This is a genomic window from Neorhizobium fuzhouense (assembly GCF_042611105.1).
Taxonomy (GTDB): domain Bacteria; phylum Pseudomonadota; class Alphaproteobacteria; order Rhizobiales; family Rhizobiaceae; genus Neorhizobium; species Neorhizobium galegae_A.
The window spans coordinates 460521-478360 of sequence record NZ_JBHFFP010000002.1; the positions used below are offsets into that span (position 1 = coordinate 460521).

The 17840-nt window shown below is 61.3% G+C and carries 15 protein-coding genes and 1 tRNA gene; 9 read left to right on the plus strand and 7 right to left on the minus strand.

Features of this window, described 5'->3' with window-relative positions:
- Positions 1-14: 14 nt before the first annotated feature.
- The 4 genes from uraD to ACEXP3_RS06000 form a co-directional block, all read right to left on the minus strand.
- The gene (uraD, locus tag ACEXP3_RS05985) at positions 15-515 is read right to left on the minus strand and encodes a 2-oxo-4-hydroxy-4-carboxy-5-ureidoimidazoline decarboxylase (RefSeq protein ID WP_377296434.1); all 501 of its coding nucleotides are present in this window, start codon (positions 513-515) and stop codon (positions 15-17) included.
- Positions 515-1441 carry an allantoinase PuuE gene (puuE, locus tag ACEXP3_RS05990; RefSeq protein WP_210104341.1) on the minus strand — a complete coding sequence of 309 codons (927 nt, stop codon included), beginning with the start codon at positions 1439-1441 and terminating at the stop codon, positions 515-517. The genes uraD and puuE overlap by 1 nt, the downstream gene beginning before the upstream one ends.
- Before the next feature lie 86 nt (positions 1442-1527).
- Positions 1528-2235 carry a DUF1045 domain-containing protein gene (locus tag ACEXP3_RS05995; protein WP_210104340.1) on the minus strand — a complete coding sequence of 236 codons (708 nt, stop codon included), beginning with the start codon at positions 2233-2235 and terminating at the stop codon, positions 1528-1530.
- Between the two features lie 90 nt (positions 2236-2325).
- Positions 2326-3537, minus strand: a complete 1212-nt coding sequence (locus tag ACEXP3_RS06000; RefSeq protein ID WP_377296436.1) for an NAD(P)/FAD-dependent oxidoreductase — start codon at positions 3535-3537, stop codon at positions 2326-2328.
- A 40-nt stretch (positions 3538-3577) separates the two neighbouring features.
- On the opposite strand from ACEXP3_RS06000, the gene mnmC2 reads away from it, so the two are divergent.
- Complete coding sequence (gene mnmC2 / locus ACEXP3_RS06005) at positions 3578-4279, plus strand: tRNA (5-methylaminomethyl-2-thiouridine)(34)-methyltransferase MnmC2 (RefSeq protein ID WP_377296437.1); 702 nt, start codon at positions 3578-3580, stop codon at positions 4277-4279.
- Between the two features lie 13 nt (positions 4280-4292).
- On the opposite strand, the gene ACEXP3_RS06010 is transcribed toward mnmC2, so the two are convergent.
- On the minus strand, positions 4293-7985 hold the full coding sequence (locus ACEXP3_RS06010; protein ID WP_377296438.1) for a PAS domain-containing hybrid sensor histidine kinase/response regulator: 3693 nt from the start codon (positions 7983-7985) through the stop codon (positions 4293-4295).
- A gap of 378 nt (positions 7986-8363) precedes the next feature.
- Between ACEXP3_RS06010 and ACEXP3_RS06015 the strand changes: the two genes are divergently transcribed.
- From ACEXP3_RS06015 to ACEXP3_RS06045, 7 genes are all read left to right on the plus strand, one after another.
- Complete coding sequence (locus ACEXP3_RS06015) at positions 8364-8702, plus strand: hypothetical protein (protein ID WP_377296439.1); 339 nt, start codon at positions 8364-8366, stop codon at positions 8700-8702.
- 357 nt (positions 8703-9059) lie between these two features.
- Positions 9060-10715: a DEAD/DEAH box helicase gene (locus tag ACEXP3_RS06020; RefSeq protein ID WP_377296440.1), complete on the plus strand. Its 1656-nt coding sequence runs from the start codon at positions 9060-9062 to the stop codon at positions 10713-10715.
- A 469-nt stretch (positions 10716-11184) separates the two neighbouring features.
- Positions 11185-12594 carry a circularly permuted type 2 ATP-grasp protein gene (locus ACEXP3_RS06025; RefSeq protein WP_210104334.1) on the plus strand — a complete coding sequence of 470 codons (1410 nt, stop codon included), beginning with the start codon at positions 11185-11187 and terminating at the stop codon, positions 12592-12594.
- Between the two features lie 12 nt (positions 12595-12606).
- On the plus strand, positions 12607-13548 hold the full coding sequence (locus tag ACEXP3_RS06030; RefSeq protein WP_377296441.1) for an alpha-E domain-containing protein: 942 nt from the start codon (positions 12607-12609) through the stop codon (positions 13546-13548).
- Positions 13549-13572: 24 nt separating this feature from the next.
- Positions 13573-14439 carry a transglutaminase family protein gene (locus tag ACEXP3_RS06035; protein WP_377296442.1) on the plus strand — a complete coding sequence of 289 codons (867 nt, stop codon included), beginning with the start codon at positions 13573-13575 and terminating at the stop codon, positions 14437-14439.
- 172 nt (positions 14440-14611) lie between these two features.
- Positions 14612-15082 (plus strand): hypothetical protein, encoded by a 471-nt coding sequence (locus tag ACEXP3_RS06040; protein WP_377296443.1) that lies wholly within the window; start codon positions 14612-14614, stop codon positions 15080-15082.
- Positions 15083-15297: 215 nt separating this feature from the next.
- A tRNA-Arg gene (locus ACEXP3_RS06045) sits at positions 15298-15374 on the plus strand.
- 266 nt (positions 15375-15640) lie between these two features.
- Here the strand turns inward: ACEXP3_RS06045 and ACEXP3_RS06050 are convergent.
- Positions 15641-15841: a hypothetical protein gene (locus ACEXP3_RS06050; RefSeq protein ID WP_377296444.1), complete on the minus strand. Its 201-nt coding sequence runs from the start codon at positions 15839-15841 to the stop codon at positions 15641-15643.
- A 300-nt stretch (positions 15842-16141) separates the two neighbouring features.
- Between ACEXP3_RS06050 and ACEXP3_RS06055 the strand changes: the two genes are divergently transcribed.
- Positions 16142-16711: a peroxiredoxin gene (locus ACEXP3_RS06055; RefSeq protein WP_377296445.1), complete on the plus strand. Its 570-nt coding sequence runs from the start codon at positions 16142-16144 to the stop codon at positions 16709-16711.
- 467 nt (positions 16712-17178) lie between these two features.
- Here ACEXP3_RS06055 and ACEXP3_RS06060 read toward each other — a convergent pair whose 3' ends face one another.
- Positions 17179-17775, minus strand: a complete 597-nt coding sequence (locus ACEXP3_RS06060; protein ID WP_377296446.1) for a hypothetical protein — start codon at positions 17773-17775, stop codon at positions 17179-17181.
- Between the last annotated feature and the right edge of the window lie 65 nt (positions 17776-17840).

A 17840-nucleotide genomic window follows, 5' to 3' on the forward strand; every position in this document is an offset into this window, starting at 1 on the left:
GCGAAAAGCCGTCTTCACGGATCCGGCAGCAGGCCCTCGAGCCGCAGCAGCGCGATGCGCTCCACCTGCGCGCAGGCCGTCTCGAACTCCGTCTCGCGACTGTTGCCGATGCGGACCTCGAAGGCTGCCAGAATGTCGTTCTTGTTCAGCCCCTTCACGGCGATGATGAAGGGAAAGCCGAATTTTTCGACATAGCCCGTGTTCAGCTCGGTAAAGCGGGCGTGCTCCTGCGGGCTCAGCCGATCAAGGCCGGCACCCGCCTGTTCGCGGGCGCTGTCCTCGGTCAGACCGCCGGAAATCGCAAGCTTTCCGGCAAGATCGGGGTGAGCGCGCAGAACGCAAAGTTTCTCCTTGGCGGTTGCGGTGCGAAACACCGCCACCAGGGCCGCATGCACGCGGTCGACGTTCAGATGGTTGCCGAGAACCATGCCGTCATCATAGGCACGCTCGGCAATAAAAGGCGAATGTTCGAAGACACCGCCGAAGCGGTCGACAAATTCATCTCGCGAGATCATCAGAGACTGTCCGGTTTGTGATGCGCGTGCCAGTGGCGGGCGATCTCGATGCGTTTCGGGATCCAGACTTTTTCGTGTGACAGCACATATTCCATGAAGCGCTTCAGCGCGGCGATACGGCCCGGACGCCCGACAAGGCGGCAATGGAGGCCGACGGACATCATCTTCGGCGCCCCTTCCTGGCCTTCCAGATAGAGCGTATCGAATGTGTCCTTCAGGTAAGAATAGAACTGGTCGCCCGAATTGAAACCCTGCGGCGTTGCAAAACGCATGTCGTTGGCATCGAGCGTATAGGGAATGATGAGGAACGGCTTGCCGTCCACGCCCTTCACCCAGAACGGCAGGTCATCGGCATAGCTGTCGGAGGAATAAAGAAAACCGCCCTCCTCCTGCACCAGCCGCAAGGTGTTCACCGACGGCTTGCCCTGGTACATTCCGTAGGGCCGCTCGCCGGCGACCTCCGTGTGCAGGCGCACGGCATCCAGAATGTGCTGGCGTTCCAGTTCCTCCGGGTAATCCTTGTATTCGTGCCAGCGATAACCGTGGCTGGCAATTTCCCAGCCCGCCTCGTTCATGGCGGCAACGGCTTCGGGGTTGCGCAGCATGGCAAGCGTTACCCCATAGACGGTGCAGGGCACGTTCAGCCCGGTAAACAGCCGGTGCAGGCGCCAGAAGCCGGCGCGCGAGCCGTATTCGTAGATGCTTTCCATGTTGAGGTTGCGCTGGCCCGGCCAGGGGGCGGCGCCGACGATTTCCGACAGCAGGTTTTCAGAGGCCGGATCGCCGTCGAGAATGGAGCTTTCGCCGCCCTCCTCGTAGTTGATCACGAATTGCACGGCGACCCGCGCATCGCCGGGCCAGACGGGATGCGGAATATGACGCCCATAGCCCTTGAGATCGCGGGGGTAATCAGTCTCTGCCATCATCAAATCACCTTTTGAAGCAAAGGCCTGACGGTAGCATCCACGTGGTGAATGTCGAGACGCAATGATGCCGCGGCGGACAGCTTTTGTCAGGCGATGCGGCGCGCAGAGACGCTGCCGAGAGGATGCAGCGAATGGACGACGAACGGCGCCCCCGGCTCGCTTTCCACAAACAGCGCGAGATTGAGAACCTCCGGCGGCCGTTCGAGGAAGGGTTCGAAATAGCGGCGCAGCATCTCGTCGAAGCGGGGGATTTCGGAAGGCCCCACAGGCCCGGTCAGCGTCATGTGGAAGCGGAACTCGTCCATCACATGAGGATGGCCGAAGCGGTAGAGATTGGAAAACTGCGCCGCCGACAGACGGCCGGGATCGGCACGCTCCAGTTCCGCCTCGGTGAGGCTTGCGCGAAACACGTCGAAGTGCTGCACGACGGCGCCCGCCAGATGATGCAGTTGTTCACAGGGCAGCACGGGGGCGAGGGCAAAGCGATTGCCCAAGCGCACCACATCCAGCTTTGGCAGCCTGAACGGCGGATGCTGGCCGGAAAAATGCATTAGATTGCGTAACAGCAGAGCCTCGGTCATGCCGTCCGCCAGCCGGAACGGCGGCTTCAGCGTGCCGTGGAACCCGTAACGGCGCGGAACCGCCGTGTTGAAGGCAATCTCGTGCAACCCCAGTCCGCGAATCGCCGGCGGCTCCATGGCCTCGCCGGAAAAGGCGTTGCGGCCAAGCCATTGCGCGGCGGCAAGCGTCAGCGGATCACTGGCCGGCGGCGTGAAATTGATGGCATATCGCATGCGTCACCTCGTCGTCTCGCCCGCCTGGACCCGTCCCTGTCGAGAGGATCTAGGTGATTTGCGTGACAGATTGACGACGCGGCATAGGGGTTATTTTTGCGTTTGCGCAACTTCAAGATGATGTGACAGCGCAAAGGAAGCCGGTAGCGAGCAAGCCGTCCCGCCGGTCGCGGCAAGTGCGGCATCGGCCAACCGGTGGGCAAGACCGAAACTCACCTTGAAGCCCCCCGTCAAAGCAATGACATGCGGAAAATCGGGATGCGGACCCACCATCGGGTCGCGATCGATGGCTTTGGGTCGGAGGCCGGCCCAGCGTTCCACGATCTCTGCGTCATGAAGTTTTGGCGACAGCGCCCGCGCCTTTTCGATCAGCTGGTCCAGCTGGCCATCGGTGGTGAAGGGCGCATCGAACACGTCCTCGCTGGTGCTGCCGATCGCCACATGACCATCCTCGTGCGCCACGACATAAAGCCCGTTGAGGAACAGCACCGGCAGATCCGGATCGACATCCGCCTTCAACAGCGCCGCCTGCCCCTTGACCGCGGTCCCGAGCGGCCGCACGAGCGGCAGGCTTGCGGCCCCCAATTGCTGCAGGAGCGGAAACGAGCCCGGCCCTGCAGCGATGATGACATGCCCGAAGGCAATGGTCTCGCCATTGGACAGATGCGCCGCCCGCCCCTCCAGCCGGTCGACGCCAAGGCCGTCCACCCGTCGCACATGCCGCCCCGCATCGATCGCCTGGACGAGCGCCGCCGTCAGCCGGCGCGGCGAGACGCGTGCGGCAAACGTATCCTCGACCACGCCCGAGGGGGCCGCGGCCTGCGACAACCAGTCCGGCTGCGGCGGCCGGTCGAGCACGTTCCAGAAAAAGTGCCGCCCGGGCGCCTGCCAGTGGGCTTCGGCCTGTCTCGAATGGCCTTCGGCAAGGCTGCGCAGATGCGGTTTTGGCAGCGGGATCAGCCGGCCACAGCGGCGATACCCGCAAGGAAGCCCGGTTTCGGCCTCAAGGCGCGCCACTTCGTCTTCAAGCGAAAGCAGCGCATCGAACTGGAACTGCTTCTTGTCGTTGAAGCGGTCCGGCATGTGCGGCATGAGCGCGCCGAGAAGACCGCCGCTGGCACCGGCTGCGGGATGAGCCTGATCGATGAGCAGCGTGCTGATCCCCAGCCGATCCGCCTTGACGGCCGCCCAAAGCCCCATGACGCCCGCACCGACGATCAGAAGATCGACACAGGCCGGGATCGCCGCGGCAGGACTTGCGGATTGACCGCCGAGCGAGACGGGACTATCGGCTTTTGCCATGAGAGACTGGCCCCTTACAGATCCTGCGTCAGATGCCGAAATGACAGAGACAAAACCGGATAGCGCGCTGCAATGGCGCGACGGCGATATGCCCTATTCAAGCCAGTTTGGCGATCATTTTTATTGCCAGACCGATGGCCGTCTGGAATGCGGCCATGTGTTTCTGGCCGGAAACGGCCTGCCCGAGCGCTGGCAAGAGGCGCCATGCTTTCGCATCGGCGAGCTGGGTTTTGGCACCGGCCTCAATTTCTGCGAGACGCTTCGCCAGTGGAAGCTTTTTGCCCCCTCAAGCGCCAGCCTGCACTTCACCTCGTTCGAACTTTACCCGATGGCAGGCTCCGACATCGATCGGGCGCTGGCGCACTGGCCTCAGATCAATCAGGAGCGCCAGGCCCTCGTTGCCCTCTGGCCGGATGTCCGGGAAGGATCGATCACGCTGCAGATGGAGCCAAACGTGCATCTGACCGTCGTCTGTGGCCCGGCGGAAAACACGGTGGCTAAGGTCGATACCGGCTTCGACGCCTGGTTTCTCGACGGCTTTGCGCCGTCGCGCAATCCAGCCATGTGGTCACCGGAACTGATGCAGGCGGTGTTTGACAAGACGAGTCCTGGCGGCAGCTTCGCCACCTATGCGGCCGCCGGCTTCGTGCGCCGAAACCTCCAGGCCGCAGGCTTTGCCGTGTCGCGCCGCCCGGGCTTTGCGGGAAAGCGCGAAATGCTCTGCGGCACGAAACCCGCCTGACGGGCCCGCAAACTCAGCCGCGCGAAACTTCGCTGCTGCAGGCATGCACCCGCCAGCGGCTCATCTTCGCCTCCAGAATTTCCGGACTGATCGGTTTCGACAGGTAATCGTCCATGCCGGCGGCGAGGCAGAGATCCCGGTCGCTCTCCAACGCATGGGCGGTCACGCCGACGATGGGCACATGGCCACCCTCCTGCGCCTCTATCTCGCGGATCCGGCGGCAGGCCTGATGACCGTTCATCACCGGCATGGAGACATCCATCAGGATGAGCGCGGGCTTCTGCGCCTTCCAGGCCTCGACGGCCTCGGCCCCATTACCGACGATGCGGAAGCGCAGCCCCGTCGCCTGCAGGATCTGGGTGAAGACGATCTGGTTGACCTCGTTGTCTTCCGCCACCAGCACGTCAAGCTGGTCGACGCGCTCGGCCGGCCTGTCGGTGATCATGCGGGCAATCACGCTGGTCGAAACGGGGGGCGCCACGGGTGCGGCGAGCGCCGGCGCCTGCGTCTGTACGTGGTGCCCCGACGGCACTGTGGCCCGGCGACGGTCCTCACGGCTGGTGCGCACCACATCGGCAATGGTCGAGCGCAGAAGATGCGCACGCGCCGGCTTCATCAGATGCGCCTGGATGTTGAGCGTCTGGAAGGCCTGCTCGCTGCTGGCCGTATCCATCGACGTCAGAAAGACGATGGCGAGATCGGCAAGGGCCTTGTCCTTGCGGATTTCCACGGCGACATCGAGCCCGCTCATCTGCGGCATGTGGTAGTCGAGGATGATCGCGTCGACCTCCACCCCCATGGCCGCCGCCGCGCGCAGCACGGCAAGCCCCTCCAGGCCGCTGTCCACGGCAACGGCGTCAAATTCCCAGTGCGACAGCTGTTCGGTGAGGATCTGCCGGTTGACCGGGTTATCGTCGATGACGAGGATGCGGGCACCGCGGGTGCTCGCCGTCGAGGGCTGGCTGATGCTGCGCCTGGCGCCGACCGCAAACGGCAGGGTGACGGAAAACACCGAGCCCTTGCCGTGCACGCTTTCAACGCCGATCGTGCCGCCGAACAGCTTCACAAGGCCCGCCGTGATGGCAAGGCCGAGGCCCGTGCCTTCGTAGCGGCGGGTCGAGGATGTATCGACCTGCGAAAACTTGTCGAAGATCGTCTTCAGCTTGTCTTCGGGAATGCCAAGGCCCGTATCCTCGATACGGATCGTCAGGGACACCGTCGCCTCATCGAGTGGCGTGGTGGACACGTCGATCAGCACGTGCCCCTTCTCGGTGAATTTCACCGCATTGCCGACGAGATTGGTGACGATCTGGCGAAACCGGCCGGGATCGCCGACCACCGTATCGTGGGTCGAGGCGCCGCGCACCAGAAGCTCGATGTCCTTTTCGGCCGCCGAGGACGACAGAAGGGTTGCCACGTCCTCAATGGCGTCCACCGGATCGAAATCCGCCTTGCGCAGCGTCATCTGCCCGGCATCGATCTTGGAGAAATCCAGGATGTCATTGATGATGGTGAGCAGCGCATTGCCGGATTTGACGATGATATCGGTAAACGTCTTCTGGCGCGTATCCAGATTGGACTTGGCCAGCAGTTCGGCCATGCCCAGCACGCCGTTCATCGGAGTGCGGATCTCGTGGCTCATATTGGCGAGAAATTCGGATTTTGCCCGATCGGCCGATTCGGCGCGTTCCAGCAGCCGTTCCAGCTGGCGCTCGCGCTGACGCACCTCGGTGACGTCGGTGAAGACGGCCAGCCAGTTGCCATTGCCGCTGAGGTTCATCTCCACGTCGATCCAGCAGGTCTCCTCGATGCAGAGCGAGGCGGAAAAGCCCTTGCCCTCCGTTTCCATCGTCTGCCAGTAGCGAAACGTGTCCTCCGCCTGTTCCGGCGAACCGAAATCGCCGCGGGCTGCCATATAGGCAAACACCGCCCGCCAGGGTTTTCCCGCCTGGATCAGGCCTTGTGGCACCTGCAGGATATCGGCGAGCGCCTCGTTGGAAAACACCACCCGCCCCTCGCGCAGGATCAACAGCCCCTGCGACATCACGCTCGTCGCATCCTGCATCATGGCGCCGTGCTGTTCGAGGGCGGCGCGCGCCTCCTGCACCTCCTGCTCGCGCCGGCGCATGGCCGTCGTGTCGATGTAGCTCAGCAGCATCTTTGCGTCGGACAGATGCTCGCGCGACATCACAAGCGTGCGGCCCTCCGTGGTCAAAAGCTCGATCGGCGGCAAATCGTCCGGGCTGGTGAGTGCTTTAAGGCGCGCGGCATAAAAGGCATCAAAACCGTCCGGGTCTTGCCCATAGACCCCCGCATTGTATTGCGTGCGCAGAAAGTCGCGGTATGCCTGACCGGCAAGGTTGCCGCAGCTCTCCCCTTCGCCGCACAGCAGTTCGTGAAAGCTGCGATTGGCATATTCGAAGGCGTGGTTACGATCGAGAATGGCGACACCGACGGGAAGCGAATCCAGGATGGCCTGCACTTCAAGATGCAGCCGCTCAGCCTCCTTCTGGGCTTTGCGCACCAGGGAGACATCGGTGATGGAGCCGACGACATAGGGCTCGCCTGCCGGTGAGGAAATGCGCGCGAGCCGCGTAATGGCTGCAATGCTGGTCCCTTGCGGAAGCGCAATATCCTCCGTCTTCTCGATCGAGCCGCCTTTGGCGAGCAGCTCTTCATTTTCCCGGCGGAAGCGGTCGGCATCGTCCGGAAACATGTCCTCTTCGGTTAGCCCGATCAGATCCGCTCGCGATTTGCCCAGCATCGTCTCATAGGCGCCATTGGCATAGACCAGGCGGCGCTGGCTGTCGCGCAGGAACACGGCCACCGGCAGATCCTCGAAGGCGGCACGGAAAATCTCGGCCTCCTCGATATTCTTGCCGAGGCGCATTTCCTGCACCTTGTATTCGGTGACATCCAGCCGCAGCATGATCAGCCAGCCATTGTCCAGCCGACGGTTGACGCTGCGCATCCAGCGTCCATCCATCAGCGGCTCCATGGCCTGCCAGCTCTGCAGATGGAGAATGCGCATGCGCTCTTCGATCCATTCGCGGCGCCGATCGTCCGCTCCGTCTTCCTCGGGCACGCCTGCCTTGTGATCATAGAGCCGCTCGACCAACTGATCGAGCTTCAGGCGCGGTGAAAGCGCGACGCCGAGGCTCTCGAAATAGTGCCCCAGCTGTTCGTTATGATAGAGGAGCTCGTCGGTTTCGCTGAAAATGCCGATGCCGGCATCCAGGAGATCGAGCGCCGTGCCCAGCATTTCGAGGCTCACATGCCCGCTCGCCAGCCGGCTTGCCAACTCATTCACCTCTCCGCCTTCCTTATCGGCGGCGCCTTGCGGCACGGCGGCAGATGCCACAGGCTCGAAAATGCCGAACAGATAGGCCCGGTCATCATCGGTGACGAAGCGCTCGATGCGCAGTTCATGCCGCAGGACGCCTGCCGCATCCCGGCACAGTGCCACCTCGTCGCTGCCGAAGACCAGCGCCCGGCGCTGCTTGTCGAGCGCCGCCTCGTCTTCCAGCGAGCGCGCAACATCGCCCGTGGACAGCCCCGCAAAAGCCGCCCGCGTGACGCCGCATAGTTGGGCGTAGGCATCGTTGACGCAGACGTACCGAAGCGTCCCATCCTTGATGAAGGCCGGCACGTCGAGATCGTTGATCCTTTCGCAGGCCCGCTGCAGAAGTTCACTATCGCTACTCACCCGATCCCCCAACGAACCGCCACACGGACGCCACCGCCCATGATTCGCACCATGATGCATCAAACCGGAACTTGAGCACCAGTATGGTTAACAATCGGTTTCGAGGGGCACTCCAGCCGCGCCCGAGACAGAGGATGCGCGATCAAAGGCACCCGCAGACACCCAAAATGGCCTGCCATTCTTCTGCCACTGAGCCGCCGCCATTTCGCCACAATACCATCAGCCCGTGCCGGCAGCACGCGAGACTTCAACCTCAGACTTTCGCCAGATGAACGGATGTTCAGACTTATCCTTTTGTTTTTCCTTTAATTTGCCGCGATCTGGGATGATCTTGACGATGTACCCGATAAGGATCAAACGGGTGAAAGGAACAAAGCCATGTCAGTTCTGAAGAAGAGTTTTACTGCGGGTCTTGTCGCGCTCTCGCTGACCAGCGCGCTGATCGCAACCGCCCCTGCTGCTGAAGCGCGGGATCATTTCTGGGCCGGTGTCGCAGCCGGCACGGTTGGTGGCCTCATCGGTGGCGCGATCGCTTCGCAGCCGCGCGGGCCCGTCTATGAAGAACGCATCTATGATGTGCCGCCGCCGCCCCCGCCGCGCCAGGTGGTTTATGAACGCACCTACTACCGCGAGGCGCCGCGCCCGCATTGCCATTTCGAATGGCAGGAGAATGAGTGGGGCGATGCCTACCGCGTCCGCGTCTGCCCGGCCTATTGACGGCAGGCGCGATGACGGCCAGGCGTTGCAGCCTTTGCCAGAATGCCAAAATAGACCATCGCTCGATTAAAGGAGCCCGCGCCGATCTCGACGCGGGCTCTTGACTTTCAGGTGCAAAAGACGCACATGCAGCATCAGCTTTCACCTTCCGGCCGCCGCGTGAGCTGGCCCTGCGACGAGAATATTCGCGAAGAAGGAACAAGGCGCACTTACTGAAGGCCCTAAGAGGCCAGCGCTGGGAAGCAATTTCCACAGACAAGTTCCCACTTCACGCGGGGTTCTTGACGCCAGAAGCAGACCGGACGGCATGGTGCCGCACCGGCGGCACGCTTTTGGCGCCCCGAAAAGGTATTCGACTTGACGAATTTCCACGAGCTTGGTCTGACCAAGCAGCTCGTTGCCGCCGTAACCAGCCTTGGCTACGACACCCCCACCCCGATCCAGGCCCAGGCCATTCCGCTTCTGCTCGAAGGCCGCGACATGATCGGCCTTGCCCAGACCGGCACCGGCAAGACCGCAGCCTTTGGCCTGCCCCTCATCGAAATGCTGCTGAAGGAACAGAAGCGTCCGGACAACCGCACGACGCGTACCCTGATCCTGGCACCGACCCGCGAACTGGTGAACCAGATCGCCACCAACCTGAAAAGCTATGTGCGCAACACGCCGCTGAAGATCAATTCCGTCGTGGGCGGCGCTTCGATCAACAAGCAGCAGATGCAGCTTGAAAAGGGCACCGACATCCTGGTCGCCACCCCCGGCCGCCTGCTCGACCTGATCAGCCGCCGCGCCATCGGGCTCACCACCGTGCGCTACCTGGTGCTTGACGAAGCCGACCAGATGCTGGACCTCGGTTTCGTGCATGACCTGCGCAAGATTGCCAAGATGGTGCCGGCCCGGCGCCAGACGCTGCTCTTCTCGGCCACCATGCCGAAGGCGATTGCCGATCTCGCCGGCGATTTCCTGAAGGATCCGGTCAAGGTCGAAGTCACGCCTCCGGGCAAGGCGGCCGACAAGGTCGAGCAGTATGTGCATTTCGTCAACGGCAAGAACGACAAGACCGAACTCCTGAAGGCCTCGCTGGAAAAGAATCCCGATGGCCGCGCCATGGTGTTCCTGCGCACCAAGCATGGCGCTGAAAAGCTGTTCAAATATCTGGAGCATATCGGCTTCAAGGTTGCCTCCATTCACGGCAACAAGAGCCAGGGCCAGCGCGAACGCGCGCTCAAAGCCTTCCGCGACGGCGAAATCCGCGTTCTCGTGGCAACCGATGTGGCAGCGCGCGGCATCGACATCCCGGGCGTCACGCATGTGTTCAACTACGACCTGCCGGAAGTCGCCGACGCCTATGTTCACCGCATCGGCCGCACCGCGCGCGCCGGCCGTGACGGCATCGCCATTGCCTTCTGCGCGCCGGATGAAACGCGCCTGCTGCGCGACATCGAGCGCCTGATGAACATCGAGATCACCGTTGCCTCAGGCGAGCGTCCGACGGTGCTGGCAAGCCCGGCCCGCTCCAGCGGCAAGCCTGCCCGTAGCGGCCCTGCCCGCAATGGCGCCGGCCGCGGCCGCCCGGACGGTGGACGTTCTGAAGGTGGACGCGGTGAAGGTGCCGGCCGTGGCCGCGCCGAAAACCGTCCGTCGCGGCGTCCGCGCACGCCGGAAGGCGCTGCCCTTTCGGCCCGTGGCGAGGAACTGGGCGAACGCTCCTTCCGCGGCCAGCGCCGCGGCGAAGAAGCCCCCCGCTTCGAAGCCGACAACGATCTGGCCTCGACCTCGGATTTCCGCGCGACGAAGAAGCCGGCCGGTGGCCGCCCCGACGGTCGCCCGGCCCGCAACGGCGAGCGCAAGGGTGGCCATGCCGCCCACGGCGCCCATGAACCGGCAAGCCAGCGCACCGCCCGCAATGGCCAGGGCCGCCCCGGCCAGAAGCCGGCCGGCAATGGCGGCCCGGTAAAGTTCGGCGGCGAAAACCGCACCGGTGGCCAGGGCGGCCGCAACCGCGACCGCGCCTGAGCCTTTGCCAGCCGGCAAAAGAACGTCACCCGCTCCCTTCCAGCCCGAGGGGGGCGGGTTTTCTTTGAGTACGCGTGGACGTGCTGCCGGCAGTTGCAACCCTTGACACCAGCTGCCAGACCATTGCCCGGCAGACGCGGAAAAATCGTCCCGCGCGCCCCCGCACACCGCGGCGGCGGAACTGCCGCGACTTTGTGCACGCGCCGTCAAAGGCCTGTCTGTTTTCTGTCCAGCCGCAATAGTTTGAAGGACTTGGCGCCGCCGATCGTGGCGCGGCGCAAGGCGCCCGCGCATTTTAGCGCCCCATCACGTAGCCTGCCCGACAGGCCTTGGCGACGCTTGCCGGTGCCGCCGACCGCCCGTACCCTGCCCTTTCGGCCGCCTTTGAATTAAATCAACGCGGACTGTGCATGGTTCTTGCATTGCCATCTGCGTTGTACTCTTATGGTCAAAAACCGGGGACGCACCATTGGCATTCGATGAAATGTTAACCGCGGACAATAGTCCGCGTCCGCCTTACCAGACTTACCAGGAGTGGTATGCAAGCCAGGATCCGGCGCATCTCATCCAGAAATCGCGGGACGCGGAAAACATCTTCCGCAAGACCGGCATTACCTTTGCAGTCTACGGCCATGCCGATTCCTCCGAAAAACTGATCCCCTTCGACATCATCCCGCGCATCATTGCCGCCCGTGAGTGGCGAAGGCTGGCACAGGGCATCGAGCAACGCGTTCTGGCGCTCAATGCCTTTCTGGACGACATCTACCACAAGCAGGAGATCATCCGCGCCGGGCGCATTCCGCGCGAACTGATCGAGAAGAACGTCGCTTTCCTGCCGGAAATGATCGGCTTCAAGCCGCCGGGCGGCGTCTATACGCATATCGTCGGCACCGACATCGTGCGCACCGGCGAAGACCAGTTCTACGTGCTGGAAGACAATGCCCGCACGCCCTCCGGCGTCTCCTACATGCTGGAGAACCGGGAAACCATGATGCAGATGTTTCCCGAGCTGTTTTCGCAGAACAAGGTGCAGCGCGTCGAGGATTATCCCTATCTGCTGCGCCAGTCGCTGGCCTCGCTTGCGCCTCCCGGCTGCAAGGGGCGCCCGCGCGTCGCCGTTCTCACGCCCGGCATCTACAATTCCGCCTATTACGAACACTCCTTCCTTGCCGATACGATGGGCGTGGAACTGGTGGAGGGATCGGACCTGCGCGTCATCGACGGCAAGGTGAAGATGCGCACCACCCGCGGCTACGAAGCGATCGACGTTCTCTATCGCCGCGTCGACGACGACTATCTCGATCCCTTGACCTTCCGGCCGGATTCGGCGCTCGGCATTCCCGGCATCATGGATGTCTATCGCTCCGGCAATATCACCATTGCCAATGCGCCGGGCACCGGCATCTGCGACGACAAGGCGATCTATTCCTACATGCCGGAAATCGTCGAATTCTATACCGGCCGCAAGGCGCTTCTGGAAAACGTGCCGACCTGGCGCTGTTCGGAAGCGGCAAGCCTCAAATACGTGCTGGAGCATCTGGAAGAGCTGGTGGTGAAGGAAGTGCACGGTTCGGGCGGCTATGGCATGCTGGTCGGCCCGACGGCCTCGAAGAAGGAGCGCGCCGATTTTGCCGAAAAGCTGAAGGCACGGCCCTCCAATTACATCGCCCAGCCGACACTCTCTCTGTCGACCGTGCCGATCCTCGTCAACAAGGGCATTGCGCCCCGCCACGTGGATCTGCGCCCTTATGTGCTGGTGTCTGACAAGGTGAAGATCATTCCGGGCGGGTTGACCCGCGTGGCGCTGAAGCAGGGCTCGCTGGTGGTCAATTCCAGCCAGGGCGGCGGCACCAAGGACACCTGGGTACTGGAAGATTGAGGGCGTAGAGCAATGCTGGGAAGAACTGCAAACGGCCTCTACTGGATGTTCCGTTACATCGAGCGCGCCGAAAACATCGCCCGCCTAGTCGATGCGGGGCTTCGTGTCTCGCTGACCCGGGCCGGCTCCTCCGACGAGGATTGGGACGGCGTGCTGCAAAGCGCCGGTGTGCGCGACGCCTATGCGAGCGTGCATGATACGCTGACGGCGGCAAACGCCATCGATTACCTGCTGCGCGACACGTCCAACCCGTCGAGCGTCATGTCCTGCATCGAATCGGGTCGCAACAATGCCCGCATGGTGCGCACGGCGCTGACGCGCGAGACCTGGGAAGCCACCAACGAGTGCTGGATCGAGCTGAAGCAGCTCCTGTCGCGCAAGGTGAAAGCGGCCGACCTGCCGGAAGTCATCGACGTGATCAAGCGGCGCGCCGGCCTCATCCGTGGTGCCTTTCACGGCTCGATGCTGCGCAACGATCTCTACAATTTCTCGCGCATCGGCACCTTCATCGAGCGGGCGGACAATACGAGCCGCATTCTCGACGTGAAATATTACGTGCTTCTGCCGGCTGTCAGCCAGGTCGGCTCCTCGCTGGATAATTTCCAGTGGGAATCCATCCTGCGCTCGGTTTCGGCGCACCGTTCCTATGGCTGGGTCTATGATGGCGAATACAAGCCGTCGAGCATCGCCGATTTCCTGATCCTCAACGTGCGCATGCCGCGCTCGCTTGCCTATTGCTACGAAAAGATCGTCAGCAATCTGCATTATCTGGAGGAGGAATACGGCGAGCGGCACAAGGCGCATGATACGGCGGCCACGATCAAGGCCATGCTGAAGCGCGGTTCCATTTCCGACGTGATGGACCAGGGCCTGCACGAGTTCCTGGAGGATTTCATCAACCGGAACAACCAATTGAGCGCCGAAATATCAGAAGGCTACCGCTTCTATCGATAGACGGCGCCGGGGGACGACAAGGTCATGCGTTTAAAAATTTCCCACACCACGGAATATCTCTACGACGAGCCGGTGGCCTATGCGCTGCAGCGCTTGCGCCTCAAGCCGCTCGATGGCTCGACGCAGAAGGTCATCAACTGGGCGATCAGCGTCGATGGCGCCAAGGTGGAGGCCGGCTATGCCGACCAGTTCGGCAACCATGTGGAGCTTGTGTCCATCGAAGGCGGCGAGCGCACCATCCGCATCACCGCGGCAGGCGAGGTGGACACCATCGACAAGGCGGGCGTGGTTGGCCCCCATACCGGCTTCGTTCCGCTCTGGCTGTACTTGCGCGACACACCGCGCACCAAGCCCGGCAAGCTGCTTCGGGAACTCGCCCGATCGCTGAAAGGCGACAGCGAGCTTGCGCAGATGCACACGCTGATGGAGACGATCCACGAGACGGTGGCCTATCTGCCCGGCGCGACCGACGCGGAAACGACGGCGGAAGAGGCGCTGGAGGCCAAATCCGGCGTCTGCCAGGATCACGCCCATATCTTCGTGGCGGCGGCACGCCTGGCGAAGCTTCCCGCCCGCTATGTCTCCGGCTACCTGATGATGGAAGGTCAAGTCGAACAGGTGGCGACCCATGCCTGGGCGGAGGCGCATATTCCGGGTCTCGGCTGGGTGGGGTTTGACGCTGCCAACAAGATCTGCCCGGATGACCGCTATGTGCGGCTTGCAACAGGCCTCTGCTATCACGACTGCGCCCCCGTCTCCGGCATGCGCGTCGGGACCCACGGCGAAAGCCTGACAGTGTCGCTGACCGTGCAGCCCGCCAACGGCCAGATGCAGAGCCAGACTTCCGGCCCGCCCGGCTCGGAAGCGGGTCAAGGTCAGGCCCAGGCCTGATCCGAAAACCGCCTGACCGCATCACGTTCAGCCGCGCGCTTCTCGCCGCGCCCCTGCCCCTGACTTGGCCACCACAAGCCCCGCACCATATCCGCATGATCGGATAGGCGCACAGGGGATTGGGCTGGACAAGGGCCGAAAGATCAGGGGCCGGGAGATCAGGAACCAGGAGATGCTGTTCGGACGATCGGTCTTCCAGACCATACTGACCCGCCTGGACGTGGAGGCGCCGGACGACACGCCGGCCCCCTCACCCTCTTATCGCGTGGCAGGCCTCACCAGTGGCTTCGTCATGGCTGCGGGTGCCGCGCCGGATGCCGAGGCGGCAGGCTTTGACGACCCGTATCGCTCCGCCCTCGACGGCTTTGCCGAGGAGGTGCGACAACAGCCGGGGGACCGCCCCGAACCTCTGCCCCCTGTCATGCCGGCTGAGCTTGCACGCCTTTCGGAACAGGAGGTGGCGGAGGATCTTGGCATCCTGCCGACCGATAGCCACGAAACCCTTGCCGAACGCCGCCGCACATTTGCCCGCCACAACCACCCCGACAGCGTCGACGCGCTGTTTCGCGACAGGGCCAATACCCGCATGATGCTGGCCAACATGCTGATCGACCGCGCCCAGCGCCTCACGGCGCTCCGCTGACCGCCCCCCTCGCCCAGCCTCGGCCTGATTGCCATCACCTACTGCCTACTGGCTATTCGCTACCGGCTACTTGCTCCTCGCCCCTGCCCCCGCCACAATCCGCAATCTTTCCGCCCCACACGACATTTTCTATGTTTTGCCGATTGCTGCCGACCCTGACCTTTGTTATGAACCCTTCACCGGCAACAACAGTGCGTCACGCATCTGTTTCAAAAGCACCCGTAGCTCAGCTGGATAGAGTGTTGGATTCCGATTCCAAAGGTCACAGGTTCGAATCCTGTCGGGTGCGCCATTTATGAAAATAGTTGAAATTTCAAGATTTTATCTTCATCAGTGATTGCGCTCCCTTGGTTCGTCGCTATGAGCGCTGGCGTAGGCTATACGCTCCGAAAGAAATTTCCGAGTTGCGGATCACATAGCCCGTGAGGCTGACGACTTCGTTACATTTTGGGCACATGGTTGTTTGCTGACTGCCCAGTCCAGCGGTACTTCGTAGATGGTGGCGTTGAAATCCGGGGCCAGGTCGGAATAGCCGAAGGGGGATAATGGCCTTGCTTGCTACCCGATCAGCGCTGAGAACGACGTGACGAGAACGCCCGCTTTCGGCAAGCCGATCACCTTGATGCCGTTGGAAAGCGTAGCGCGATAGTCCTGGTGAAGGTGACCATGCACAATGATCTTTACCCCCAGCACCTCCGCGAGGTCATCGATTTCAGTGTGCCCATATTTATGGGTCGACGGTGCTTCATGCGTGACCAAGATGTCAGCTTCAAGCGCGGCCAGGGAGTTGAAGTCCTCAGGGAATATTGTCGACCGATGACGGAGGGGCAGCCCATCGCGCCATGTCGATATTGAATGGGCGCTGAGATACTCGCTCCGTGTACTGAACTGTAAGCGGTGTTTATCCTCGCATGTTGACCATGCTCGATTGGCCATGACGAAAAATGCCGCCACAACATTGATTGCAAGAATGCGCCAATTGGAGACATTGTAGTGGCACGATAATTGTCTAGCGTCAGCGGCTGATGACGGCGTGTGTAAACGAAAAACGAGACACCAATGAGTGAATTCGGGAACGATGGGGCTGAATTGATCCCCCAAGACGATGGAGTGGCTACGCATCTGCTTGGAATGGAAGTGCCAAACATTGCTTTGCAGGCCACCGATGGGACAATCGTGGACCTGTGCAGTCCCGGCTTATCTGTAGTCTACGCGTATCCTCGGACAAGCCCGCCCGGAGGCAAAGCTATCGACGGCTGGGATGCAATTCCCGGCGCGAGAGGATGCACACCGCAGTCCTGCGCATTCCGGGATCATTTCGCAGAGTTAAAGGAGCTAGGCGCGAGCCATTTATTTGGCCTCTCGACCCAGACAACGGAATACCAACGTGAGGCTGCGGAACGGCTTCACCTCCCGTTCCCGCTTCTCTCCGATCACTCGCTCCTCCTCGCGTCGGCCCTCAGCTTACCAATGTTCCAAGCCGGGGGCATGACTTTGTTAAAAAGGCTGACGATGATCATAGAAGCAGGTGTTATCAAACATGTCTTTTATCCCGTACATCCTCCGGAAAAGAATGCAGATGCAGTGATCGGCTGGATGAAGGCCAACCGCATTTCCGGAACAGGTTGATGACCGATTTTGGCCACCAGCGTGCTCCCGCTTTGCGCCAATAGGAGACATGAATTGTTTCTAGGTACGAGGCTGAAATGGGGCCGGAAGCGGGATGGCGGGTTTTAGCGTCGAAGATGGCGGATGCGGTCGTTGTGCCCGCTGAAGAGCAATACAAGATGCCTTGGTCGGCCCGGAGAGAGCGCCCACCATCGCTCAAAAGCGTCAGAAACCGGGCTTTCAGGGATGGCTAGGGGGACACAATGTCTCCCTTTTGTGTCTTTGCATTGCACAGGATCGGTGAGCAAGCAACAGGCATTAGTGTCAGACACGGAGATGCCGACATACAAAACCCGATGCTAATGGACTGGGTGAAATGGTGCCACTTGCAGGAAAAGGGACACCGCAGATTTTATCCAATAAAAACAGTAAAATAACAAGCATTCCGTTTCGGTGGTGTACCAGTACGGTGCCCCAAAAAAGCTTGATCAGCGCTTTTTGATTGGGTCTGTATTCACTTGCGTTTGTGAGTTCACAGTCTCCTTGGAGGTTGAGGCGTAATCAAAGGACAGCAACCCAACGGCAGACGCGAGAATGACCAAAAGCAAAGCTTTTGTAATTCTAAAGGTTGGCTCACCTCGTTTAACTCGCTGCCACTCGTATTTAAGCAGGTTCTTGCAAGCCAAAAGAAAATCAAGCTCGACGCGTTTAACATTTTCCCGTGTAAGCCCGTTCGGGCGACTTGCCATTTCTTCAAAGGCTTTCATACAAGCCAAAAGTCCTTTTGAATTTTTCTCATGGGGGTTTAACCGCAACGTTATGAAGAAATTGGCATTATTCAAACTCGAATAAAGTGGGCTAAGTGATTTTACTTTCTCCACTTGATCTTTGTAGGGCAAGTAGGTCGCGTCAACTATCGCGTTCATGCTTGTAAGGTATAACGTTACTTCCGAGCGAAGGGAATCTATCCACGCTTGGCGAAAATCTGACACTTTTTGCTCTTTGGCAACAATCAACCCTATCAGCGAAATTGCCGCTGTAATCATCGCCGCGCCAATAGCACCGACACTAATATCCTGAAACACAAGAAAACCTTATCGGAGAAGTTGCCTTAATCCACACGTTAACCGCTAATCCACATTCCACAACT

Excerpts from the sequence above, each read along its gene's own strand:
- uraD (WP_377296434.1), bottom strand. The coding sequence starts at position 515 with ATGATCTCGCGAGATGAATTTGTCGACCGCTTCGGCGGTGTCTTCGAA.
- puuE (WP_210104341.1), bottom strand. The coding sequence starts at position 1,441 with ATGATGGCAGAGACTGATTACCCCCGCGATCTCAAGGGCTATGGGCGT.
- ACEXP3_RS05995 (WP_210104340.1), bottom strand. The coding sequence starts at position 2,235 with ATGCGATATGCCATCAATTTCACGCCGCCGGCCAGTGATCCGCTGACG.
- ACEXP3_RS06000 (WP_377296436.1), bottom strand. The coding sequence starts at position 3,537 with ATGGCAAAAGCCGATAGTCCCGTCTCGCTCGGCGGTCAATCCGCAAGT.
- mnmC2 (WP_377296437.1), top strand. The coding sequence starts at position 3,578 with ATGACAGAGACAAAACCGGATAGCGCGCTGCAATGGCGCGACGGCGAT.
- ACEXP3_RS06015 (WP_377296439.1), top strand. The coding sequence starts at position 8,364 with ATGTCAGTTCTGAAGAAGAGTTTTACTGCGGGTCTTGTCGCGCTCTCG.
- ACEXP3_RS06030 (WP_377296441.1), top strand. The coding sequence starts at position 12,607 with ATGCTGGGAAGAACTGCAAACGGCCTCTACTGGATGTTCCGTTACATC.
- ACEXP3_RS06035 (WP_377296442.1), top strand. The coding sequence starts at position 13,573 with ATGCGTTTAAAAATTTCCCACACCACGGAATATCTCTACGACGAGCCG.
- ACEXP3_RS06040 (WP_377296443.1), top strand. The coding sequence starts at position 14,612 with ATGCTGTTCGGACGATCGGTCTTCCAGACCATACTGACCCGCCTGGAC.
- ACEXP3_RS06055 (WP_377296445.1), top strand. The coding sequence starts at position 16,142 with ATGAGTGAATTCGGGAACGATGGGGCTGAATTGATCCCCCAAGACGAT.